Annotated in this window: 22 protein-coding genes; 11 read left to right on the forward strand and 11 right to left on the reverse strand. The window is 64.1% G+C overall.

Features of this window, described 5'->3' with window-relative positions:
- Positions 1 to 87 precede the first annotated feature (87 nt).
- The 3 genes from LB528_RS11400 to LB528_RS11410 all read right to left on the reverse strand — a co-directional run bounded on the left by LB528_RS11400 (position 88) and on the right by LB528_RS11410 (position 3,574).
- Complete coding sequence (locus LB528_RS11400) at positions 88 to 1,230, reverse strand: porin (RefSeq protein WP_224714936.1); 1,143 nt, start codon at positions 1,228 to 1,230, stop codon at positions 88 to 90.
- Positions 1,231 to 1,609: 379 nt separating this feature from the next.
- Positions 1,610 to 2,320: an antitoxin Xre/MbcA/ParS toxin-binding domain-containing protein gene (locus tag LB528_RS11405; RefSeq protein WP_224714937.1), complete on the reverse strand. Its 711-nt coding sequence runs from the start codon at positions 2,318 to 2,320 to the stop codon at positions 1,610 to 1,612.
- Between the two features lie 261 nt (positions 2,321 to 2,581).
- Positions 2,582 to 3,574, reverse strand: a complete 993-nt coding sequence (locus tag LB528_RS11410; RefSeq protein WP_224714938.1) for an adenosine kinase — start codon at positions 3,572 to 3,574, stop codon at positions 2,582 to 2,584.
- A gap of 329 nt (positions 3,575 to 3,903) precedes the next feature.
- Between LB528_RS11410 and LB528_RS11415 the strand changes: the two genes are divergently transcribed.
- Entirely contained in the window at positions 3,904 to 4,788 is an 885-nt protein-coding gene (locus LB528_RS11415; RefSeq protein WP_224714939.1) for an EamA family transporter, read from the forward strand.
- 65 nt (positions 4,789 to 4,853) lie between these two features.
- Positions 4,854 to 5,549: a sulfate transporter family protein gene (locus LB528_RS11420; protein WP_224714940.1), complete on the forward strand. Its 696-nt coding sequence runs from the start codon at positions 4,854 to 4,856 to the stop codon at positions 5,547 to 5,549.
- Here the strand turns inward: LB528_RS11420 and LB528_RS11425 are convergent.
- The 5 genes from LB528_RS11425 to LB528_RS11445 all read right to left on the reverse strand — a co-directional run bounded on the left by LB528_RS11425 (position 5,546) and on the right by LB528_RS11445 (position 9,049).
- Entirely contained in the window at positions 5,546 to 6,352 is an 807-nt protein-coding gene (locus tag LB528_RS11425) for an isocitrate lyase/phosphoenolpyruvate mutase family protein (RefSeq protein ID WP_224714941.1), read from the reverse strand. The two genes, LB528_RS11420 and LB528_RS11425, sit on opposite strands and share 4 nt — an antisense overlap.
- Before the next feature lie 79 nt (positions 6,353 to 6,431).
- The gene (locus LB528_RS11430) at positions 6,432 to 7,262 is read right to left on the reverse strand and encodes a hypothetical protein (protein WP_224714942.1); all 831 of its coding nucleotides are present in this window, start codon (positions 7,260 to 7,262) and stop codon (positions 6,432 to 6,434) included.
- Positions 7,263 to 7,349: 87 nt separating this feature from the next.
- Entirely contained in the window at positions 7,350 to 8,009 is a 660-nt protein-coding gene (locus LB528_RS11435) for an HAD family hydrolase (RefSeq protein ID WP_224714943.1), read from the reverse strand.
- Positions 8,010 to 8,495 (reverse strand): dUTP diphosphatase, encoded by a 486-nt coding sequence (gene dut, locus LB528_RS11440; RefSeq protein ID WP_224511497.1) that lies wholly within the window; start codon positions 8,493 to 8,495, stop codon positions 8,010 to 8,012.
- An 83-nt stretch (positions 8,496 to 8,578) separates the two neighbouring features.
- Positions 8,579 to 9,049, reverse strand: coding sequence for an Lrp/AsnC family transcriptional regulator (locus LB528_RS11445; protein ID WP_224714944.1), 471 nt, complete (start codon positions 9,047 to 9,049; stop codon positions 8,579 to 8,581).
- A gap of 115 nt (positions 9,050 to 9,164) precedes the next feature.
- Between LB528_RS11445 and LB528_RS11450 the strand changes: the two genes are divergently transcribed.
- The 4 genes from LB528_RS11450 (at position 9,165) to LB528_RS11465 (ending at position 12,681) form a co-directional block, all read left to right on the forward strand.
- Positions 9,165 to 9,419 carry a DUF6356 family protein gene (locus tag LB528_RS11450; RefSeq protein ID WP_224511495.1) on the forward strand — a complete coding sequence of 85 codons (255 nt, stop codon included), beginning with the start codon at positions 9,165 to 9,167 and terminating at the stop codon, positions 9,417 to 9,419.
- A 16-nt stretch (positions 9,420 to 9,435) separates the two neighbouring features.
- On the forward strand, positions 9,436 to 10,233 hold the full coding sequence (locus LB528_RS11455) for a class II glutamine amidotransferase (RefSeq protein WP_224714945.1): 798 nt from the start codon (positions 9,436 to 9,438) through the stop codon (positions 10,231 to 10,233).
- A gap of 147 nt (positions 10,234 to 10,380) precedes the next feature.
- The gene (locus LB528_RS11460; protein WP_224714946.1) at positions 10,381 to 11,181 is read left to right on the forward strand and encodes a class II glutamine amidotransferase; all 801 of its coding nucleotides are present in this window, start codon (positions 10,381 to 10,383) and stop codon (positions 11,179 to 11,181) included.
- 126 nt (positions 11,182 to 11,307) lie between these two features.
- On the forward strand, positions 11,308 to 12,681 hold the full coding sequence (locus LB528_RS11465; protein ID WP_224714947.1) for an amidase: 1,374 nt from the start codon (positions 11,308 to 11,310) through the stop codon (positions 12,679 to 12,681).
- Here the strand turns inward: LB528_RS11465 and LB528_RS11470 are convergent.
- Both LB528_RS11470 and LB528_RS11475 read right to left on the reverse strand, forming a co-directional pair.
- On the reverse strand, positions 12,675 to 13,748 hold the full coding sequence (locus tag LB528_RS11470) for an NAD(P)/FAD-dependent oxidoreductase (RefSeq protein WP_224714948.1): 1,074 nt from the start codon (positions 13,746 to 13,748) through the stop codon (positions 12,675 to 12,677). The genes LB528_RS11465 and LB528_RS11470 overlap by 7 nt on opposite strands.
- Before the next feature lie 62 nt (positions 13,749 to 13,810).
- The gene (locus LB528_RS11475; RefSeq protein ID WP_224714949.1) at positions 13,811 to 15,625 is read right to left on the reverse strand and encodes a winged helix-turn-helix domain-containing protein; all 1,815 of its coding nucleotides are present in this window, start codon (positions 15,623 to 15,625) and stop codon (positions 13,811 to 13,813) included.
- Between the two features lie 202 nt (positions 15,626 to 15,827).
- Here LB528_RS11475 and LB528_RS11480 point away from each other — a divergent pair, with 202 nt between their 5' ends.
- From LB528_RS11480 to LB528_RS11495, 4 genes are all read left to right on the forward strand, one after another.
- Positions 15,828 to 16,109 carry a DUF4242 domain-containing protein gene (locus LB528_RS11480; protein WP_224714950.1) on the forward strand — a complete coding sequence of 94 codons (282 nt, stop codon included), beginning with the start codon at positions 15,828 to 15,830 and terminating at the stop codon, positions 16,107 to 16,109.
- A 15-nt stretch (positions 16,110 to 16,124) separates the two neighbouring features.
- Positions 16,125 to 16,640, forward strand: coding sequence for a hypothetical protein (locus LB528_RS11485; RefSeq protein ID WP_224511487.1), 516 nt, complete (start codon positions 16,125 to 16,127; stop codon positions 16,638 to 16,640).
- Positions 16,641 to 16,705: 65 nt separating this feature from the next.
- The gene (locus LB528_RS11490) at positions 16,706 to 16,963 is read left to right on the forward strand and encodes a DUF1127 domain-containing protein (protein ID WP_224714951.1); all 258 of its coding nucleotides are present in this window, start codon (positions 16,706 to 16,708) and stop codon (positions 16,961 to 16,963) included.
- A 123-nt stretch (positions 16,964 to 17,086) separates the two neighbouring features.
- Positions 17,087 to 18,679, forward strand: coding sequence for a peptide chain release factor 3 (locus tag LB528_RS11495; protein ID WP_224714952.1), 1,593 nt, complete (start codon positions 17,087 to 17,089; stop codon positions 18,677 to 18,679).
- A gap of 172 nt (positions 18,680 to 18,851) precedes the next feature.
- Here LB528_RS11495 and LB528_RS11500 read toward each other — a convergent pair whose 3' ends face one another.
- Entirely contained in the window at positions 18,852 to 19,322 is a 471-nt protein-coding gene (locus LB528_RS11500) for a VOC family protein (protein ID WP_224511484.1), read from the reverse strand.
- Positions 19,323 to 19,594: 272 nt separating this feature from the next.
- On the opposite strand from LB528_RS11500, the gene ilvD reads away from it, so the two are divergent.
- A complete protein-coding gene (ilvD, locus tag LB528_RS11505; protein WP_224714953.1) occupies positions 19,595 to 21,439 on the forward strand; it encodes a dihydroxy-acid dehydratase in 1,845 nt (614 codons plus the stop codon).
- The last annotated feature ends 7 nt before the right edge of the window (positions 21,440 to 21,446 follow it).

Here is a 21,446-nt window from a genome sequence, read left to right on the forward strand (position 1 = left end):
GGTAGCGGCGATTGTTTCTTTATTTGAGCCAAAGCAAAAGGCCCGCGGCGGTGCCGCGGGCCTTTCGTTTATGATTTTTGCGCTCGATCAGAAGTTGCGCTGGAAGCGAACGATGCCGCCGATGCTGTCTTTCTTGTCGGCCTTGGTGAAGTTGCCGTAGATGGAGGGATTGCCGAAGTTGCCGTAGTGATCCCAGTCGACTTCGGTCGTGACCGTGAAACCGGGCACGATGGTGTAGGCGACGTTCGCGGCGAGAGCGTAATTCTTGTCGTCGTCGGCCGAAGCCTGAACGTTGAACGCCGTCTTCTCGTTGAACTTGTAGGTGCCGCCACCCCAGACAGCCCAGTTGCCGCCCCAAGGCTTGTACTGGGTACGGCCGCTCGGAGCAAAGTCGTCACTGTTGTCGGTGGTGCCGTAGCCGCCCATGAAGAACAGCGTCAGTTCCTTGCTGACGTTGACGTCCAAGCGAACCTTGCCGGTCACTTCCTCGTAGTTGCTGTCATACGCGGCGACGCCGGTAATGGCACCCCAGTCGCCCTTGTACTTCAGGCCGCCGACGACATGCGGAACATAGCTGTCGATCGTGTTGACGCCGGTGCCCTCTTCAAGCGAGACCACGCCGGTGATGCCGTTGCCTGCGTCGAAATTGTACTGGACGACGTTGGTGTCCTTGATGCCGTAAGGGATGATCGTGTCCTGGATGACGTTGCCAGCATAACCGATGAACTGGTCATATGCCGTTTCATCCTTACCGACGCGCAGCCCGCCGAGTTGGATCCAGGCGAAGTTGAGGGTGGTCGTCTTGTTGCCGGCCTGCCAGCCGGAGCCGCCAAATTCGTAGTCGCCCGAGGAGTTGCCGAACTGGAAGCGGGTTTCGGTGAAGGTCTTCAGCGTGCCGAGCTCGGTTTCCTGGCCGGTATAAGTCCTCAGCGTGAAACGCATGTTCTTGTAATAGGTGTCGTGGTCGCGGCCGTCCTGGTGATCCGGCACGTTATTGACGCCGTCCAGCGTGCCGGAATCGCCGACGCCGATGTCATAGCGCAGGTAGCCGCCGATGCGCAGGCAGGTCTCGGTGCCGGGGATGTAGAAATAGCCGGCGCCATAGACGTCGCAGATCTTCACGTATTCGGCCGGTTCCGGCTCGGCGACGGTGACCGCGTCGGCGGCGCGGGCGCCCGAAACTGCGATCACAGCCGCAGCGGAGCCGAGTAGAAGGCTCTTGATGTTCATTTTCTTGAATCTCCAGTCAAAGGTTCAAGACAGGCCTGACGTGCCGTTCGGCTTTGCCACCCCCGTCCCCATCGTTGAAAAAGCACGCGCACCGGCGCCGCTTCTTCGCCCTGGACATGGCCCAATCGTTGGCCTCAGACAACAGGGATTGTGTCGGAAGGGCGGCTTTTTGAACTCTTATGGAAGTCTTGTTGCGCAAATATCACGTCATATAAATGCAATGATGGGACATTCTGAACAATAAGTACAGTCGGAACGCCAGGTAATCTGCGAAATGTGCCAAATGTGCCAATTGTTACATTTTTATGACGAATGATTTGCCGGATAAATTTCTAAAAATCCGGATAAACATGGAAAAATCGACTCCGCGAAACAGGAGTCAGGATAGGGTGCGGGCGGCGCGGATGACGTCCTGGACCATGTCTTCCCTCAGCATCTCGATGGGGACGCGGCCATTGAGCTCGGGCGAAGGCCGGCTCAGCCAAAACCAGGCAAGCCTCGGATTGGCGATCGCCGAAAGCACGTCGCTGATCCCAGGAACCGGCCTGCCGTCGACGAACTGGGCCAATGGGAAGACATGTTTGCGGCCGCCCCTGCGCAGCGCAACGACCTCGCCGCGCCTTTGCCAGCGATGCAGCGTGGAACGCGGGATGCGGAGCTTCTCTTCCAGATAGGTCGAGCCGGCGACCTCGCCGGCCCAATCCTCGATCAGCATCGATTGGAGCTCCGCGGCGCGCTCGGCGATCGGCTGGGCCGCAGGCCTCTCTGTCTCCGATTTCGGCGGCGAGCGCTCAAGAGCGCGGCCGGACATGGCCGCACCGTCGCCCGCGGCCTTGTTCGTCATCACACGAAAGAAGTCGTAGGCAAGGTCGGTCCACTCACCCTTGAAGGAGCTGATGGCAAGGCGCTGTGCTTGCGGCAGGAAGGGCAGGGCGGCAGCCACATGGCCCGCGATCTTGCTTGCTGAAGCAAGCGCCTCGGCGTCCAGCATGACGCCATGCTGCGTCAGCGCCTCGTGCACGGCTTCGGTTATAAGGCCTGCCAATGCCTCTTGTGAAATCCCGTCGGACGGGTTCTGGAATCTGGTCATCAATCTGTCTTGCGGCCCGCGCTCCTCCCAGGCGCCGGCGATTGCTGAAAATCTTATTGCGGAAAGCAAAAATCGAGACGGCATCGGGCCCCGCGGCCCGGCAGGTTGCTGGCTTGCATCTTCACATCCCTGGTTTGGCGTGCCGCAATGTCAGTCGCGGAACACCCAGATTGCGTGTAGGAGCGCTCTGTGACAGGGGCGCGACAGGGAAGCCGGTTTTGACCCTATTGGCGGTGACGCAACGGTACTTGTTGGGCAGCTCTAAAGAAGCCCCACTTGCTCGGCCTCGCGGCGCAGGTTCTGGCGCGGACGCGGGCCGATCTGCTGGATCACCAACCCGGCGGCCAGCGAGCCGAGGTCGCCGCAATCCTTGAGGCTGCGTCCGGTCGTGTAGCCGTAGAGGAAGCCGGCGGCATAGAGATCGCCGGCGCCTGTCGTGTCGACGAGTTCCTTGATCCTCGTGGCCTGGATGGTGACGGTCTCGCCGCCGCGCACGATCACCGAGCCTTTTTCCGAACGGGTGACGGCGGCTATTTTGCAATCCTTGCGGATGGCCGCGAGCGCCTCCTCGAAGGAAGCGGTTTGGTAGAGCGACTTGATCTCATGGCTGTTGGCAAAGACGATGTCGACGGTCCCCGAACGCATCAGCTCGAGGAATTCGTCGCGGTAGCGGTCGACGCAGAAGGAATCCGACAGCGTCATCGACACTTCGCGGCCCGCCGCATGCGCCAGCTTCGCCGTCTGGCGGATGGCTTCCTTGGCGCGCGGCGGATCCCAAAGATAACCCTCGAAATAGGTCACCTTGGCGCCAGCCGCCTTATCGGCCTCGACGTCTTCCGGGCCAAGCTCGACGCACGCGCCGAGATAGGTGTTCATCGAACGCTCGCCGTCGGGCGTAACGAAGATCATCGAGCGCGCCGTCGGGGGGGCGCCCTCGAGCGGCCTGGTATCGAAGGCGACGCCCTGGGCGTGGATGTCGTGGGTGTAGATGTCGCCCAGCGCATCGTTCGACACCTTGCCGAAGAAGGCGGCGCGGCCGCCGAGACTGGCGACGCCGGCCGCGGTGTTGCCGGCGCTGCCGCCGGAAGCCTCGATCGCCGGTCCCATGCGGCTGTAAAGCAATTCGGCGCGCCTGGCATCGATGAGGTTCATCGCGCCCTTTATGATGCCGTTGGTCTCGAGAAAGGCCTCGTCGCACTGCGCGATGATGTCGACAATGGCATTGCCGATGCAAAGCACGTCATATTCCGGCATCAAAATCTCCGCCAAGTACTGCCCAGCTATCTGGCATGCGGGCCGGGCGCGGGTCTAGCGACTTGGCATTGCTTTGCCTACCCCGAAAATCTGTCTGGCCGGCCTTGGCGCCGATTGTTCGCCGGCTGCGGCAGTGTTCGCGTGCAACTGGCCCATATCGGCCGCGGCCTTCGCCGCTATGGTTCCACGGCGATCGAAACATTTCCGCGTCGCCATGGGCTAGAAGCAATTCCAGGAAAAGTGCGTGCCGGTTTTCCGTCCGGCATTGCGTAACAACAAAGCGGATCGTCCCCGCAACGGAAGGCGCAGAAATCTCCGAAAAGACCGACATGTCCACCGACCTCGCGCTGCTCGGCGTCCTGGCGGTGCTGTGGGGCGCTTCCTACACCTTCATCAAGATCGGGGTCGAGACGATCCCGCCGGTGACCTTCATTGCCGCCCGGACCCTGATCGCCGGGGCTATTCTCTTCACCATCATCCGCTGGCGCGGCCTTGCCATGCCGGCCGATGCGGCAACATGGCGCCGGTTCGCCTTCCAGGCCTGCCTCAACAGCGTCGTGCCGTTCACGCTGATCGCCGCCGCCGAGCGCTCGGTCGATGCCGGCCTCGCCACCATCCTCAATTCGACATCGCCGATCTTCACCTTCCTGCTGACGGCATTGATCACGCGCCATGAGCCCGTCACGGCGCGCAAGCTGGTCGGCGTCGGCGCTGGCATCGTCGGCATCTGTCTCATCATCGGTACGCAGGCGCTCGGCGGGCTTGGCCATCAATTGTGGGCGCAGCTTGCGATCGTCATCGCGACGGTCTCCTATGCCGGCGCGGCGATCTTCGGCCGCGGCTTCAAGGGCCTCGATCCGATGATACCCGCCGCGGGTTCGATGCTTTGCGGCGCCGTCATCCTTGTGCCGCTGAGCCTGGTCGTCGACCGGCCATGGACGCTTGCGCCGTCGGGTGCATCGATCCTGGCCCTGCTCGGCCTGTCGGTCTTCTCGACGGCGCTGGCCTTCGTCATCTATTTCCGCCTGATCCACACGCTGGGCTCGGTCGGCACCACCTCGCAGGCCTATCTGCGCGTGCCGATCGGCGTCGGCATCGGCGCCGTCTTCCTGGGCGAAAGCCTCGGGACCACGGCCTGGGTCGGCATGGCCTTCGTCGTCGCCGGCGTCGCGGCAATGACGATTCCGGCTCGACAGACCCGGCTCGCCCAATAGTTGCGCGTAGGATCAAGCCGGCCTATCTGCGAGGCGTCGTTTCTCGATGAGGGCTTGGACCTGCCGTGATCCTAGACGCCGCCCGTGCCGCCGCCAGCCGGCTGTTCTCGCCTGAATTCCGCTCCGTCTTCCTGAAGACGCTGGGGCTGACGCTGCTCGCTCTGCTGGCGCTGTGGGTCGGCCTGGAAAGCCTGATCGAATGGCTGGCCTGGCCCTGGCTGCAAACGCTGTTCCCGGGCCTGCCGTCCTGGGCCGGGTGGCTGGGCAGCATCATCGCCGGCATCGTTCTGGCCGTGGGGTTGGCATTGCTCATCGCGCCGGTGACGGCGATCATCGCCGGCCTGTTCCTCGACGATGTCACCGAAGTGATCGAGCGCACCGATTATCCCAATGATCGGCCCGGCCATGCCGTGCCGGCTCTGCATTCGCTTGTGCTGGCGATCAAATTCTTTGGCGTGGTCGTCCTCGGCAACATCGGAGCGCTGCTCTTGCTTCTGGTGCCGGGCATCAACATTGCCGCTTTCTTCATCGTCAACGGCTATCTGCTCGGCCGCGAATTCTTCGAGTTCGCCGCCATGCGTTTCCGCCCCGAGGCGGAGGCCAAGGCGCTGCGCCGCAAATATGCCGGCACGGTGTTCCTGGCCGGGCTGGTCATCGCCCTGTTCCTCGCCGTACCGCTGCTCAACCTCCTGACGCCGCTCTTCGCGGCTGCCATGATGGTGCACCTGCACAAGGCGGTTGCGGCGAAGGAGCTGGTTTAGTCGGTGTCGCCGCCACGGAACAGCGCCTGCAGCTTGCCGAACGGCATCGCCGCGCGGGTGAAGCCGAAGGTGCCGTCCTGCTGGATTTCGCGCGCTGCCGTCTCCAGCATGCCATAGGCGAAATTGGTCAGCCACGGTCCGAGCGAAATGCGTTTGACGCCGGCCATGGCAAGGTCGGCGATGGTGAAGCCGGGCCGGGCCATCACATTGACCGGCCGGCTCACCGACGAGCAGATCGTGCGCACCATCTCGACGTCGCCGATGCCGGGCGCATAAAGCACGTCGGCGCCGGCCTTCTCGAAGGCCTGCAGCCGCTTGATGGTGTCGTCGAGATCGCTCTTGCCCCACAGGAAATTCTCGGCCCGCGCGGTGAAGACGAAATCATGCTTGAGCGCCCGGGCCGCCTCGACGGCGGCCGCGACGCGTTCGGCCGCCAGCGAGAAATCGTAGATCGGATTGGACTGGTCGCCGGTGTGGTCCTCGATCGAGCAGCCGGCAAGGCCGGCGGCTTCGGCCGCGAAGATGGTTTCGGCGGCCTGTTCGGGGCTGTCGCCCTTGCCGCGCTCCAGATCGGCCGAAACCGGCAGGTCTGTCGCCGCCGTCACCTCGCGGCAATGATGGATCATGGCCTCGAAGGTCACGGCGCCGTCCGGCAGGCCGCGCGAGAAGGCGAAGCCGGCGCTGGTCGTCGCCAGCGCTTTGAAGCCGAACGAAGCAAGAAGCTTGGTCGTGCCTACGTCCCAAGGGTTGGGCATGACGAAGGTGGAGGCATGCAGATCGCGAAAAATCTTGCCTTTGTCCATGATGGATCCTCAATCATGATCGGGGTTGTGGGAGAAATCTATCGCGCGGGCCGGTGCCGGGCAAATGATTGCGGTTCGTTCAGAAGCGTTTCTCGTTCTCTGCCGACAATTTCTCGAAGGCATCGGAATTCCTGACATAGCGCGATTTGGCATCGTCCCAGCGATAGGTGACGGAAATGTCGTGCGAGGCGGCCTTGGCCGCCGGTTCCTCGCAGCTTTCCCCGCTCGGCTTGGTGGCATCGGTCACCGTTACTTCGATCGCCGCGTAGGGCCTGTCGCCACCGTGCGTCTGGAAGGACAGGTCCTGCGTGCGCTTGTAGGCGCAGACATTCTCGTCGAACGTATTGATCTGGTCGATCGCCTCGAACCGGTCATTCCGGACGAGGATAAGGATCGTGCCGACATAGCCCTGGTTCGAATTGAAATGCGTGCTCATGGTGATCAGCGCGTCGTCACCCACACTGATCGGGAGTTTTCCTGGATCACGAAAATAGGTGCTCTGGTCGGTTCCGACATTGACCGAGTCGAGCAGCTTCGGCTTGCCCGTGAGGTCGTAAAGCGCCAGCACGGCAAATCCTTCGGCGCTGTCCTGCGACTGGCCGAGATCGAGAAGCATCGCCAGCCGGTCCTTGCCGCCGGCCTTGATTGCCAGCACCGCCGCATTCGGCAGGTTGACGGTCTCGGGCGGCGATCCGCCGTCGTTGCCGCCTAGGATGTCGCGCATCTCGATAGGCGCGCCTCCTGTGTAGAAGCCGTCGTCGCCGGGCTTGAGATCAGGCACGATCATTTTGGCGAGGTCGAAATAGGTAACGTCCTGGTGCCCGGGAATGGCGCTGGTCAGTTCCGGAAAGCTGACGGCCTGGGCCAGCGCGGCCGCGCACAGGCATTGCAGCAGCAGGCATGCAAACATGAAGCGGCATAAGGTGGAAATCACAGTCCGCGCCCCCCTCGATGCGCTCACGCTAGCACGGCGCGTTGCGGTGCACAGCCGTGTCGATCAGCGGATCGGCACGAGCCCGGCAAGGTCGCGCATATCGTCGAACAATATGCCGCCGGCCGCCGCCAGGCCATCGCGATCGGAAAACGGATCGGCGTAATAGGAGAACACCCGCATGCCGGCAGCAATGCCGGCTTGCGTTCCGGCAACGCTGTCCTCGATGACGATGCACTCGGCCGGCGCGAAGCCCATCGTCTTTGCCGCATGGAGAAAGAGATCCGGGAACGGCTTGCCTCGGCTGACCATGGTGGATGAGAACATCGCATGCTCGAACAGCGGCAGCAGCCCGGTCTGCCCGAGCGTGATGTGCATCTTCGAAACCCGCGCCGAGGAGGCGACGCAATAGGCGATGCCCGCGGCCCGCATCTTATCGATGAAGTCGCGCACATAGGGGATTGCGTCGACCCCGTGCGAAAAAAGGTCCGGCAGGCCGGCATTCCAGCGCTCGACGAAGTCGCCGCCGAGCCTGACCTTGGTCGTCTCTTCGATCTCCTTCTGCACCGAGACCATGCTGTGACCGGAGAAATGCTTGCGGCAATATTCGAGTGTGGTCGCATAACCAGCGGCGGTCAGCCATTCCGCAAGGCGCCGATTGGCAAGATTCTCGGTGTCGACCAGAACCCCGTCGCAGTCGAAGATGACCAGCTTCGGGATTGCCATTCAAGCGGTGCCGGTCGATCCGAACCCACCGGCTCCGCGCGTCGTGCCGCCGGCGAGAGCGCGCTCCTCGACCGTAACCTGGGTGACGGGGGCGAAGACGATCTGGGCGATGCGCATGCCGCGCGTCACCGGGAAATCCTCGTCGCCGAGATTGACGAGCAGCACTTTCACCTCGCCGCGATAGTCGCTGTCGACGGTGCCGGGCGAGTTGAGGACGGTAAGGCCATGCTTGAAGGCGAGACCCGAGCGCGGCCGCACCTGGCCTTCCATGCCTTCCGGGATTTCCAGGACAAGCCCGGTCGGCACCAGCGCGCGTTTTCCTGGCAGGATGAGCAGCGGCCGGTCCTCCGGCACCGCGGCGCGCAAATCCATGCCGGCGGCGCCCGCGCTCTCATAGACCGGCAGAGGCAGGCCTTCGCCATGCGGAAGCCTGACGAAACCGACGGTGGGGCCGATGACGGAGGAAGAATGGACAGCCGTGCGCATGAGCCCACTCCTATCGGCGCGGGTACCGATTCAGTCAACCCGGCCGTGACGCTATCAACGCCTTTCTTTCAAGGCAGTTCCGGTCAGCGCAGTTCCACCGGCACCACGGTGGTCTCCTTGATCTCCTCCATGACGAAGGAGGCCGAGACGTCCGACAGCGCCACCTTGGCGATCAGCCGTTGGTAGAGACGGTCATAGGCTTTTACGTCGGCGACGCGGGCCCTCAGCACGTAGTCGAGGTCACCCGACATCCGGTAGACGCCGGTGATCTCGGCAAGGCCGGTCACCGCCGCGCGGAATTTCTGCAGCCAGTCCGGATCGTGGTTGGAGGTGCGGACCAGGATGAAGACGGACAGCCCGAGCCCGAGCTTGTCGGCATCGACCAGCGCGACACGGCCGGTGATGACGCCATCCTCCTCAAGCCGCTTGACGCGCCGCCAGCAGGCGTTGCGCGACAGCGCCACCCGCTCCGACAGCTGGTCGACCGAAAGCGTCCCGTCGCGTTGCAGCTCCGCCAGCAATCTTCGATCAATCTCATCGATTTCCGTCGCCATGTTGGGATGAATGTCCCACAAAATATCAAAAAGCAAGGACCATTTGGGACCAATGAACCAAAGCCGTATGGCAAGATACTCACCATCGGGACTCATCCCGGCAGGAGGGATCACCATGACGACACGGTTTACGGCACTGTTCACGGCTCACCCGGAGAAGGTCGGCGAGACCTATTTCGGTCATATGGCTTTCGCCGCCTGGTTCTGCTCGCGCCTGTCGATGGCGGCTGGCGCCGCGCTCGTTCACGCTTTCTTGCCATTTCTGTTCGAGACTACGGCCAGCCGAATCGTTCGCGAGCTCTATGAGCGCACGCACAACAGAGGCTCGCATGCGGCGAAGGAGCCGAAGGCTCTCCTGGACCGCGCCTGATTGATGGTGGAATACGATGTGCCGGTGGGCGGCCTATCTTGGTGAAGCGGTCTTTCTCGAAGACATCATCACCGCGCCCTGCCATTCGCTGATCGCTCAAAGCCCCTGCGCCCAGGCCAAGTCGCCGACCAACGGCGACGGCTTCGGTCTGGCTTGGTATGGCGACCGGCCCGAGCCTGGACTCTACCGCGACATCCTGCCGGCATGGTCCGATCCCAACCTCAAGAGCCTGTGCCGGCAGATCAAGTCGGGCCTGTTCCTCGCCCATGTGCGCGCTTCGACCGGCGGCGCCACCAGCCGCATGAACTGCCATCCTTTCGTCTCCGGCCGCTGGTCGTTCATGCACAACGGCCAGATCGGCGGCTTCGAAAAGATCCGCCGCGCGCTGGAGAACTCGCTCTCCGACGAGGTCTTCGACCAGCGCGAGGGCACCACCGATTCCGAGCTCTTTTTCCTCTTGATGATCGACCAGGGACTGGCGAGCGACCCGCAGGGCGCGGTGTCGCGGGCAACCGGTCGCGTCATCGAGGCCTCGCGCCGCGTCGGCATCGAACCTGCGTTGAAACTGACCGCGGCCTTTTCCGATGGCGAGGCGCTCTATGCCGTGCGCTACGCCACCGACGACCATGCGCCGACGCTCTATACCGGAGCTTTTGCGAAACGCGCCGGCCATTGCATCGTCTCCGAGCCCTTCGACCGCGACGGTGGCGACTGGCAGACGATCCCGCCATCGAGCTTCGTCACCATGACGAGGGGCGGCACTGGCATCCGGCCGTTTGCGCCGGCGGCGGCCCCGCTGGCGCTGGTCGGCTGAAGCAAGATCCAGGCTGCCCGATTCAGGCAGAGATCAGCAAAACGTAAGCGCGGCGTAAGGACGCCCAGGCTTCCTAACTGTCATCTGTGGCACTCGACGGGTCGCGAATCCATTCGCGCCCAGAACGCATCGACAGAGGATCAAACAATGTGCAGGTGGGCAGCCTATCTCGGCGACGCGATCTTCCTGGAGGACGTCATCGCCGCACCCTCCCATTCGCTGATCGTTCAGAGCCATGGCGCGAAGGAGGCGAAATCGCCGATCAATGCCGACGGCTTCGGCGTAGCCTGGTATGGCGACCGGCCGGAACCCGGCCTTTACCGCGATGTCCTGCCGGCCTGGTCCGATACCAATCTCAGGAGCCTTGGACGCCAGATAAAATCCGGCCTGTTCCTGGCCCATGTGCGCGCCTCGACGGGCGGCGCCACCAGCCGCGCGAACTGCCATCCCTTCGTTTCGGGCCGCTGGTCGTTCATGCATAACGGCCAGATCGGCGGCTTCGAGAAGATCCGGCGCGCGCTCGAGAATTCGCTCTCCGATACGTTGTTCGACGAGATCGAAGGCAGCACGGATTCCGAACTGTTCTTTCAGCTCATGATCGGCGAAGGCCTCGCGCAGGATCCACAAGGCGCGGTGTCGCGCGCCACCAGCCGGGTGCTCGATGCTGCGCGCCGTGCCGGCATCGAACCGTCGCTGAAGTTGACGGCCGCCTTCAGCGACGGTCGGGCGCTGCACGCCGTTCGTTACGCCACCGACGAGCATGCGCCGACGCTCTATACCGGTGCCTTCGCCAAGACAGTAGGCCGCTGCATCGTCTCCGAGCCGTTCCATCGGGACGGTCGGACCTGGCATGAGATTCCGCAGTCGAGCTTCGTGACGATGACCCGCGGCAGCACCAGCATCAAGCCTTTCGCGCCGGCGGCCGTCCGGTTGGCTCTGGCAGGGTGAGGGAAATCGGCACTTGGCGCAATTTCGATCAAGCGCCCGTAAGCTTCGGATGCTGAATTCGGCTTGAAGCCGCGCCCTCATCCGCCATGTTCAAGGCGAAGCGCGGCAAGCAGCCGGAGTGTGTACATGGATATCGGGTTTTCCTCGACTGCCGAGCTCGCGGCAGCCATTGCCCAGCGAAAAATTTCGGCGATCGAGGCGCTCGATGCGCAGCTTGCCCAGATCGACCGGCACAACGGGGCGGTCAACGCTGTCGTCATCCTCGATCGGGAACAGGCGCAGGCACGTGCCCTGCTGGCCGATGCGGCGCAGGCTCGCGGCGACACGCTCGGTCCGCTGCACGGGGTGCCATTCACGCTGAAGGATGCGCACGAGACGGCGGGTATGAGGACCACCGTCGGTTTTCCGCCCTTCGCCGGCTACAGGGCTAGGCAGGACAGCCCTGTGGTCGAAAGGCTGAAAGCAGCCGGCGCCATACTGGTCGGCAAGACCAACGTCGCCACTATGCTGGGCGACTGGCAGTCCGACAACCCGCTGTTCGGGCGCACTTCCAATCCGTGGGATCCGTCGCGCACGGCGGGCGGCTCAAGCGGTGGCGCGGCCGCGGCAATAGCGACAGGCATGACTCCGTTCGAAGTCGGCACCGACATGCAGGATTCCATACGCTTGCCCGCTGCTTTCTGCGGCGTCTATGGCCTGAAGCCAACTGAACATCGCGTGTCGCTGGCCGGCGCCTTTCCCGCTCCGGGCGCCTTGCCGCGCAGCGTGCGGCTGATGTCATGTGTTGGCCCGCTTGCTCGCAACATCGAGGATCTGGCGCTGATCTATCGGATCATTGCCGGACCGGACCGCGCGGACACCGACCTGGCGCCCGTGCCGGTTGAGCCGATGCCGAAGCTCGAACTCAAGTCGTTGCGCATCGCCGTGGCCGAATCTTTCCCGGGCTTCCCGGTTGCCACCGAAATCCGTGCCGCCGTAGAAAGCCTGGCCGCGCAGCTCGCCTCGGCTGGCGCGGTTGTGGAGAAAGCGAAATTGCCGAAGCTCGACCTGCGCGACGACCTCGCCGAGGGCGGCAAGCTGATCGGCATGATGTTGGAAGCCGCGCAGCCGGAACCGCCGGAGCAGCCGACGCCGGTGTCGCGCTGGTTCGCCGCGCTTGCCCGCCGCGACCGATCGATCCTTGCCTGGGAGCGGTTCTTTGACAGCTGCGATGCCTTGCTCTGCCCGGTCGCCATGACCACGGCCTTCCCGCACTGCAAGCCGGGCAGCCCGCTCAAGGTCGACGGCAAGGAAGAAAGCTACTGGATGCTGCCGGCCTATGGCGCGGTGTTCAATTATTCCAGCCATCCGGCGCTCGCGTTCCCTTGTCGGCAGGACCGCGACGGCTCGCCGATCGGCCTTCAATTAGCCGGCAGGAAATGGTCGGAAGCGCGGCTGCTCGGCATTGCAGCCGCGATTGCGCCGCTCACCGGAGGATTTCGCCGGCCTCCCGGCTACTGAGCGAAACGCGACAGCGCGTAGGGTTCAAGCAACGCATCGCGCTCACCGTTGAGGATTTCGCCGGCCGCAAACAGGCCGACCGCCGGCGCCAGCGTGATGCCGGAATGGGTGACGGCGACGTAGAGGCCGCCGACGCCTTCCGCGCGGCTGACGATCGGGAAACCGTCAACCGGCGTCGGACGGTAGCCGATCGTGTGGAAGTCGAATTCCAGTCCGTTGGCGCCGCGCAGCATCGCTTTCGTCGCGGCGAACAGCGCGTGCGCGGCGGCCTCCGGATTTTCGCCCGGATCGCCGCCGGCGAAATCCGAGCCGGCGATAATACGGCCCTCAGCGGTCTGGCGCATATGCAGTCTGTCGGCCAGCACCAGCCCGGTGAGCAGCTTTGGGTGCGGACGCGAATGCACGATCAGGCCGGGCGGTGTCTCGATCGGCAGCTTGATGCCTGCGGTCGCGGCGATCGCCGGAGCGCCGGCGCCCGCCGCAATCACCACCTCGTCGGCGGCGATGATCTCGCCCGCAGCGACGACGCCCGTGATCTTGCCGTTGACCAGCGCCAGCCTGTCGACGCTTCCCTTAGCGAGCCGCGCGCCGCGCCGTTCGGCATCGGTCAGCAGCGCCTTTGCGGTCGCCACAGGCTCGGCCACGCCTTCATGCGCGACATAAAGTGCAAACTCGGGAAGCTCCGCCAAATTGGGTTCGATGCGCGCCGCCTGTTCGCGCCCGACTCGCTCGATGCCATAGCCCCAGGACGAATGCTCGGCCGCATAGGCTTCGAGCCTGTCCGCGGGCAGATCCCAGCACAGGCCGCCGCACCAGGCGAGCGGCAGGCCCGGCAGGTCATTCGCCAGCCGTTTCCATTCGGCCATGGCGCGGACACGCAGCCGGAAATAGGTTTCCGGATTGCCCCAGCTCGCATTGATCCAGGCAAAGGAATTGGGTGTTGCGACACCGCCGGCGCCGCTTTCCGAAACCACCGTCACCCGCGCGCCGGCTTTCGTCAGGTGCCAGGCGATCGAGGCGCCGATGATGCCGGCGCCGATGACGATGACTTGCTTTGCGCTGCTCATGCCGGACCTTTGAGAGAGATTTCCCTCTCATGCCACCGCGCCGGCCAGACCTAAAGTGAGAGCTAGACGCTGCCCACCGCTACCGCCTGCGCTCCGGCGATCAGGCCCTTCAGCTCGTCGCAGCGCCGCATGAGCCGTGAAGAGTCGACTTTCTTCGCAATCGCCAGCGCGGTGCCGAGCTCCAGCTCAGCGCCGGAACGATCGCCGATCCTGATGAGCAGCGCCGCGAGCGACAGCCTGGCGTCGGCAACATTAATAGGCGAGCCGATCTCGTTCCAGCGCGAGCATGCGATCTGCAGCTCCCGCGCGGCCTCGGCGAGGCGCTCTTCCTGCATGAAAAGCTCCGCCTTGGCTTCCGCGGTCAGCGCCTGGATGGAGGCCATCGGCCAGCGCTGCGGCTGGGTCTCCAATTCGGCGATCACCGCTTTCGCCCGCTCGCGCCGATTGGTCCGCGCCGCCACCTTGGCGAGCGTGGCGAGGACGATGCCTCGCCGCTGCAGGGTCGGCCAGCCATTGCCCACCAGGGAACGTTCGAGAGCGCTGAAAGCGGCCTCCGCCTGTCCTTGCTCGAGTTGCAGCAGCGCAAGTCCGGGCTGCGGATCCCAGCCTGCCGCGTGCGATGCGCGGTAGGCCGTTTCGGCTTCCGTGAATTCTCCGGCCGCCAGGTGAATGTCGCCCAGCACGCGCAAGGCGTCGCCGGTTGCCCAGGGCGCGTCGAGCGCGAGCTGGTCGAGTGCCGCGCGCACAAGCGCTTCCGCCTCCTTCAGCGTGCCATGAACGCCGAGCACTTCGGCGCGATGCAGCCGGCACGAGCCCGAAAGGTCTTCCAGCCCGTGCCCCCTGCACCAGTCTTCGTAGCCAAGCGTCCATTGGTTGGCGCGCGACCAGTCGCCGAAATTCCGGCAGGCCCACAGGATGTTGCAGTAGAGGATCCCGCCGACGACCGGGTCGACGTCGCTGGACAGGCCGAGGGCGGCAGCAAGGTCCTGATCCTCCTGCCCGGCTTTGGTTTCACCGAGACACAGTTTGAAGAAGCCGCGATAGATAAGGCCGAGCGACTCCACTACCGGATCGTCGAGGTGCCTGCCGACCGCGAAGGCCTGTTCAGCCAGCGCAAGCGCCTGTTCCGGCTCGGCTTCCGCGCCCATGATGCGCGCCCCCATCCAGCACCAGAGACCGTGCTCTCTGCTGTCGGAAGCGGCATCGATCAACTGCGCGGCGCGCTTGTGCCAGCCCTTGGCGACGGCAAGCTCGCCTCTCTCGAGATGGATCCTGGCGAGGGTGATTGCAGGGGAGGCCGCGCGCAGTCGCTCGCCGGCCACGCCATAAGCCGTCACCGCGCGCGCCAGAAGCGGGATGGCTTCGGCCGGCCGGCCCATGCATTCCAGCGCCAGCGCCCATTCCTCGAGATCGGCCGTCAGCAGCTCGTCGGCGGCATCCGCTTGCGTGAAAGAGGCCGCGGCGTCATGCCATTTTCTCGCTGCAACGGCAGCCCGCGCCGACAGAATTGGCAGGCCGGGGATCGAGGGCTTGCCGCCCACATCGGCCGGCGCCGGCCTGGTTTGCAAGGCGGCCGGTTGATCCAGGCAAATCCGGTAGCCGAAGCGGGGCAGGTTGCGCAGCGCCGTCTCCATGCCGCCCTGGCGAAGAATCCCGCGGGCAAGGCTCGCGACGCGCTGCAGCGAAGCCTCGGTCACCGTCACGTCGGGCCACAGCGTCTCAAGCAATTCGTCCTTGCTCAAGGCGCGCTCCTGATGGCGCAGCAGGACGGCGAGGAAATCGAAGACCAGGGGCTGCACCTCGATCTCGCTTCCGGCGAGGCGAAGGGCGCGCGAGTCCTCATTGAGTTCGAAGTCGCCGAAGCAATAAATTCCCATCGGCAGCAATCCCTGTAACGGCAATAGGCAAAGGATCAGAATAAGATCAGGGCGGCATAAGGACTGTTGGCCGCCTCTTTCGTAATTCTCCGTCTGCCTGGCGGGCCAAGCTGCAGTTTAGCTCAGCGGCCCCCGGGATGTCACGGGCACCGACCTGGTCGGGCGCCGGTGGCATTTGAACCCAGATCAAGGAGATTGTGACATGCAGAAATACATCATCGAACGCGAGATTCCCAAGGTCGGCACCTTCGAGCGCGAGCAGCTTCGCGACGCCTCCAAGGCCTCGAACGCCGTTCTGGCCGAGCTCGGCCCGGACATCCAGTGGGTCGAATCCTTCGTGGCGGACGACAAGACCTTTTGCGTCTATCTCGCCAAGGACGAGGCGATCATCCAGCGTCACGCCAAGATGAGCGGCTTCCCGGCGACGAAGATCACGCAGGTCAAGCGCCTGATCGATCCGACGACGGCTTACGCCGCAGCCTGACGGGGAGGATCGATCGTGAAGCGCTTTGCGGAAATTGTCCTTGCCGTCGGCGCCTCCGCGCTGTTTTGCGGCACCGCGCTCGCCCATGACATGCCCGATCCGGTGCTCAACCGGTCTCGGGAGATGTCGGCCAAGTATCTCGACATCGAGGTCGCCAAGGCGGATGGCTACCGGCAGCTGTTCGAATGCACGACGCATGACGAGCACGGCACGATGGGCGTCCACTTCATCCATCCCGGGCGGGCCGGCGACGGCAGGCTCGTGCTCGGCGAGCCGGACGTGCTGACCTACGAGCCGGAGGCCGATGGCTCCATGCAGCTCGTCGGCATGGAATACATCGTCTTCGAAAAGGACTGGAAGGGCAAAGGCGTACCCGAATTCCTCGGCCGCACCCTGCAGCGCAAGACGACGGTGGGCGCCCACCCGGTGGACCCGTATTACGAGCTCCATGTCTGGCACTGGCGGCACAACCCCGCCGGCATGTTCGCCGACTGGAACCCTTATGTGAGCTGTGAGCACGATCGGTCCTGACACGCGCAGCGTGACCGGGAGGGCCTGCACGGCCCTCCCGGTCCCTTCGTTCAAACAAAAGGAAGATGATCATGCCAACCCTTCGCATGGGAATGAAACCCGTCGCCCGCCCGTCCGTTAACGGGCGTTTCTTCACGACAAGCGTCGAAATATGCCGTTCCGGCCTGCGCATCCTCGCGCGGATCATCCGCATCCGCAGGGATCGCGCCTGGCTGGACGAGTTGCCGGACTACCTGTTGCGCGACATCGGTATCAAACGTTCCGAGATCTCGTCGGTTACCTGGTTCGGCGGCAAGACCGATCGCGACGGTATGTGGAATTGAGGACCAAGGTCTTTTGCCGACGGCACGTGTCCCTGCTGCGCCGGTCGAACCGGTCTGTCCAAAACCGTCGACAGGCTGGCAATGCGCTGCTAGAAGCCCGCGCCACAGACAGGATTCCAAAAATTGGCAGAAGACATCGAACAGGCGGTATCGCGCCGCCGCACCTTCGCGATCATCGCCCACCCCGATGCCGGCAAGACCACGCTCACCGAAAAGCTGCTTTTGTTCGGCGGCGCCATTCAGCTCGCCGGCGAGGTCAAGGCCAAGAAGGACCGCATCCAGACGCGGTCCGACTGGATGAAGATCGAGCGCGAGCGCGGCATCTCGGTCGTCACCTCGGTGATGACCTTCGAATATGACGACAACGTCTTTAACCTGCTCGACACGCCCGGCCACGAGGATTTCGCCGACGACACCTATCGCACTCTGTCGGCGGTGGACTCGGCCGTCATGGTCATCGACGCCGCCAAGGGCATCGAGCCGCGCACGCTGAAGTTGTTCGAGGTCTGCAGGCTGCGCGACATCCCGATCATCACCTTCGTCAACAAGATGGATCGCGAGAGCCGCGATCCGTTCGAGATCCTCGACGAGATCGAGCAGAAGCTGGCCCTCGACACCGCGCCCGTCACCTGGCCGATCGGCCGCGGCAGGACCTTTTCGGGCACCTACCACCTGGCGCAGAACGCGGTGCGCCGCAACGACGACGAGAAGGAGCGCACGCCGGTCCACGGTCCCGATTCCAACCGCGTCGCGGGATTGCTGCCGGACAATGAGCGTGAAGCCTTCATCGAGGAACTGGAACTCGCGCGCGAGGCCTGCCGTCCGCTCGACGTGGAAGCTTTCCGCGAGGGCCATCTGACGCCCGTCTATTTCGGCTCGGCGCTGCGCAATTACGGCGTGCGCGACCTGATCGAGGCGCTCGGCGCCTATGGCCCGCCGCCGCGCGCCCAAGAGGCCGACGAACGTCTGGTCGAGGCGACGGAGGACAAGATGACCTCCTTCGTCTTCAAGATCCAGGCCAACATGGACCCCAACCACCGCGACCGCATTGCTTTCGTGCGCGTCTGCTCGGGCAAGCTTGAGCGCGGCATGAAGGCGAAGCTCGTGCGCACCGGCAAGCCGATGAGCCTGTCGGCGCCGCAGTTCTTCTTCGCCCGCACCCGCGTCACAGCCGACGAGGCCTTCGCCGGCGACGTCGTCGGCATCCCCAACCACGGCACGCTGCGCATCGGCGACACACTGACCGAAGGCGAGGAGATCCTGTTCCGCGGCGTGCCGAATTTCGCCCCGGAAATCCTGCGCCGCGTGCGCCTCGGCGACGCCATGAAGGCGAAAAAGCTGAAGGAAGCGCTGCACCAGATGGCCGAGGAGGGCGTCGTCCAGCTGTTCTCGCCGGAGGATGGCTCGCCGGCCATCGTCGGTGTCGTCGGCGCGCTGCAGCTCGACGTGCTCAAGGAGCGGCTAAACGTCGAATACACGCTGCCGGTTGATTTCGAGATGTCACGTTTCTCGATCTGCCGCTGGATCTCGGCCGACGACAAGGCGGAGGTGCAGCGTTTCATCGAATCGCATCGCGGCGACATCGCCCGCGACCTCGATAACGATCCGGTGTTCCTGGCCCAGCACGCCTTCTCGCTGAACTACGAAGCCGAGCGCTGGAAAGCGATCCGCTTCGCCGCGGTCAAGGATTACCAGGTGCGCGACAAAGCGGCGTAACCTGTTTTTCCCTTCCCCCCTTGTGGGGGAAGGTGGCCTCGCGAAGCGAGGACGGATGAGGGGTGTTCCAGGGAAAGCCAACGTCTCACTTCGCTGGAGCACCCCTCATCCGTCTTGGCGCTGACGCGCCAATCCACCTTCTCCCACACAAGGGGAGAAGGGAAAGTCGCGCTCACCCCTTTGCCGCCGCCTCCAGCTTGTCGATTTCGATCTTGCCCATCTGCATCATCGCCGACATCACACGACCAGCCTTGGCCCGGTCCGGATCCTGAAGCAGGCGCGGCAGTTGCTCCGGCACGACCTGCCAGGAAACGCCGAACTTGTCCTTCAGCCAGCTGCAGCGTCCCGGTTCGCCGCCGCCTTCGGTGAGCCTGGTCCAGAAATGATCCACCTCTTCCTGCGTCTTGCAGTCGATCGACAGCGAGATCGCTTCGGTGAACTTGTATTGCGGCCCGCCGTTGAGGGCTTGGAACTGCACGCCGTCGAGCTCGAACGAGGCGACCAGCACCTGGCCCTCCTGGGGATGGCCCTTGGGCCAGCGCGTCACGCTCAGCACCTTCGAATTCTTGAAGATGGAGATGTAGTGGTTCATGGCTTCCTCGGCCTGGTTGTCGAACCACAGGAAGGTGGTGATCTTCTGCATGCCTTGCTCCTCGGGCTTCATGTTGGCTTTTGTTGTCAAATGGTTCGCCGGCGATTTCGTGCCGTTTCGATGCCGTCTGCCTCAAGGACGCTCCGCCGAGGTATCATCCGACAGCGGCAGCGAAAATTTCCTGAACAGCTCAAATTTCCCGAAGCGTGCTGGTGCAGCGCAAAAATGTGGCAAGGCCGGATCATGGCCGCTATAACCGCTGCCGACTAAATTCGAGCGCCGCCCGCTGCGCATCGGCGTGGCCAGCCAGCAAGGACCATACAATGCCTGCCTATCGTTCCCGCACCACCACCCATGGCCGCAACATGGCCGGCGCCCGCGGCCTGTGGCGCGCCACAGGCATGAAGGACAGTGATTTCGGCAAGCCGATCATTGCTGTGGTCAATTCCTTCACCCAGTTCGTGCCGGGCCATGTGCATCTGAAGGACCTCGGCCAGCTTGTCGCACGCGAGATCGAGAAGGCTGGCGGCGTCGCTAAGGAATTCAACACCATCGCGGTCGACGACGGCATCGCCATGGGACATGACGGCATGCTCTATTCGCTGCCATCGCGCGAGCTGATCGCCGATTCCGTCGAATACATGGTCAATGCGCATTGCGCCGACGCCATGGTCTGCATCTCCAACTGTGACAAGATCACGCCCGGCATGCTGATGGCGTCGCTTCGCCTCAACATCCCGACTGTCTTCGTCTCGGGCGGACCGATGGAGGCTGGCAAGGTGGTGCTGGCCGGCAAGACGCAGGCGCTCGATCTGGTCGATGCCATGGTGGCGGCCGCCGACGACAAGATCTCCGACGAGGACGTCAAGATCATCGAGCGCTCGGCCTGCCCGACCTGCGGTTCGTGCTCCGGCATGTTCACCGCCAACTCGATGAACTGCCTGACGGAAGCGCTTGGCCTGTCGCTGCCGGGCAATGGCTCGACCTTGGCCACCCATGCCGACCGCAAGCGCCTGTTCGTCGAGGCCGGCCATCTCGTCGTCGATCTCGCCCAGCGCTATTACGAGCAGGACGATGAAACAGCACTGCCGCGCAGCATCGCCTCCAAGGGCGCGTTCGAGAACGCGATGGCGCTCGATATCGCCATGGGCGGCTCGACCAACACGGTGCTGCACATCCTTGCCGCCGCCCATGAGGGCGAGGTCGATTTCACCATGGAGGACATCGACCGGCTGTCGCGCAAGGTGCCTGTGCTTTGCAAGGTGGCGCCGGCCAAGTCCGACGTGCATATGGAGGACGTCCACCGCGCCGGCGGCATCATGGCCATCCTCGGCCAGCTCGACCAGGCAGGCCTGATCAATCGCGACCTGCCGACCGTGCATACCGCCACGCTCGGCGAGGCGCTCGACCATTGGGACATCGCGCGCACCTCGGCCGAGAATGTCCGTAACTTCTTCCGTGCCGCTCCGGGCGGCGTGCCGACGCAGGTGGCCTTCAGCCAGGACCGCCGCTGGGACGAGCTCGACACCGACCGTGAAAAGGGCGTCATCCGCTCGGCCAAGACGCCCTTCTCCAAGGATGGCGGCCTTGCCGTGCTGAAGGGCAATCTGGCGCTCGACGGCTGCATCGTGAAGACCGCTGGCGTCGACGAGTCGATCCTGAAATTCACTGGCCCGGCCCGCGTCTTCGAGAGCCAGGACGCATCCGTCAAGGCGATCCTCGGCAACGAGATCAAGGCCGGCGACATCGTCGTCATCCGCTATGAAGGACCGCGCGGCGGCCCCGGCATGCAGGAAATGCTCTACCCGACGAGCTATCTGAAGTCGAAGGGCCTCGGCAAAGCCTGCGCGCTGATCACCGACGGCCGCTTCTCCGGCGGCACGTCCGGCCTGTCGATCGGCCATGTCTCGCCCGAGGCCGCCGAAGGCGGCGCGATCGGCCTGGTCCAGGAAGGCGATACGATCGAGATCGACATTCCCAACCGCACCATCCGCCTCGCCATCAGCGATGCCGAGCTCGATGCCCGGCGGGCTGCGATGAACGCCAGGGGCGCCGACGCCTGGAAGCCGGCCGAAAAGCGCAAGCGAAAGGTGACGACGGCGCTCCGCGCCTACGCCGCCTTCGCCACCAGCGCCGACAAGGGCGCGGTGCGGAACGTGCCGGAGTAGAGAGCGC

Origin of the sequence: Mesorhizobium sp. CA4 (genome assembly GCF_020165075.1) — a bacterium.
Lineage (GTDB): Bacteria > Pseudomonadota > Alphaproteobacteria > Rhizobiales > Rhizobiaceae > Mesorhizobium.

What these genes read in the sequence shown, in the direction of transcription:
- LB528_RS11455 (WP_224714945.1), top strand. Translation starts at nt 9,436, where the DNA reads ATGTGCCGGTGGGCGGCCTATCTTGGTGAAGCGGTCTTTCTCGAAGAC.
- dut (WP_224511497.1), bottom strand. Translation starts at nt 8,495, where the DNA reads ATGCGCACGGCTGTCCATTCTTCCTCCGTCATCGGCCCCACCGTCGGT.
- LB528_RS11450 (WP_224511495.1), top strand. Translation starts at nt 9,165, where the DNA reads ATGACGACACGGTTTACGGCACTGTTCACGGCTCACCCGGAGAAGGTC.
- LB528_RS11425 (WP_224714941.1), bottom strand. Translation starts at nt 6,352, where the DNA reads ATGGACAAAGGCAAGATTTTTCGCGATCTGCATGCCTCCACCTTCGTC.
- LB528_RS11500 (WP_224511484.1), bottom strand. Translation starts at nt 19,322, where the DNA reads ATGCAGAAGATCACCACCTTCCTGTGGTTCGACAACCAGGCCGAGGAA.
- LB528_RS11490 (WP_224714951.1), top strand. Translation starts at nt 16,706, where the DNA reads ATGATCATGCCAACCCTTCGCATGGGAATGAAACCCGTCGCCCGCCCG.
- LB528_RS11445 (WP_224714944.1), bottom strand. Translation starts at nt 9,049, where the DNA reads ATGGCGACGGAAATCGATGAGATTGATCGAAGATTGCTGGCGGAGCTG.
- LB528_RS11400 (WP_224714936.1), bottom strand. Translation starts at nt 1,230, where the DNA reads ATGAACATCAAGAGCCTTCTACTCGGCTCCGCTGCGGCTGTGATCGCA.
- LB528_RS11475 (WP_224714949.1), bottom strand. Translation starts at nt 15,625, where the DNA reads ATGGGAATTTATTGCTTCGGCGACTTCGAACTCAATGAGGACTCGCGC.
- LB528_RS11410 (WP_224714938.1), bottom strand. Translation starts at nt 3,574, where the DNA reads ATGCCGGAATATGACGTGCTTTGCATCGGCAATGCCATTGTCGACATC.
- LB528_RS11460 (WP_224714946.1), top strand. Translation starts at nt 10,381, where the DNA reads ATGTGCAGGTGGGCAGCCTATCTCGGCGACGCGATCTTCCTGGAGGAC.
- ilvD (WP_224714953.1), top strand. Translation starts at nt 19,595, where the DNA reads ATGCCTGCCTATCGTTCCCGCACCACCACCCATGGCCGCAACATGGCC.
- LB528_RS11430 (WP_224714942.1), bottom strand. Translation starts at nt 7,262, where the DNA reads ATGTTTGCATGCCTGCTGCTGCAATGCCTGTGCGCGGCCGCGCTGGCC.
- LB528_RS11480 (WP_224714950.1), top strand. Translation starts at nt 15,828, where the DNA reads ATGCAGAAATACATCATCGAACGCGAGATTCCCAAGGTCGGCACCTTC.
- LB528_RS11405 (WP_224714937.1), bottom strand. Translation starts at nt 2,320, where the DNA reads ATGACCAGATTCCAGAACCCGTCCGACGGGATTTCACAAGAGGCATTG.
- LB528_RS11435 (WP_224714943.1), bottom strand. Translation starts at nt 8,009, where the DNA reads ATGGCAATCCCGAAGCTGGTCATCTTCGACTGCGACGGGGTTCTGGTC.
- LB528_RS11470 (WP_224714948.1), bottom strand. Translation starts at nt 13,748, where the DNA reads ATGAGCAGCGCAAAGCAAGTCATCGTCATCGGCGCCGGCATCATCGGC.
- LB528_RS11415 (WP_224714939.1), top strand. Translation starts at nt 3,904, where the DNA reads ATGTCCACCGACCTCGCGCTGCTCGGCGTCCTGGCGGTGCTGTGGGGC.
- LB528_RS11465 (WP_224714947.1), top strand. Translation starts at nt 11,308, where the DNA reads ATGGATATCGGGTTTTCCTCGACTGCCGAGCTCGCGGCAGCCATTGCC.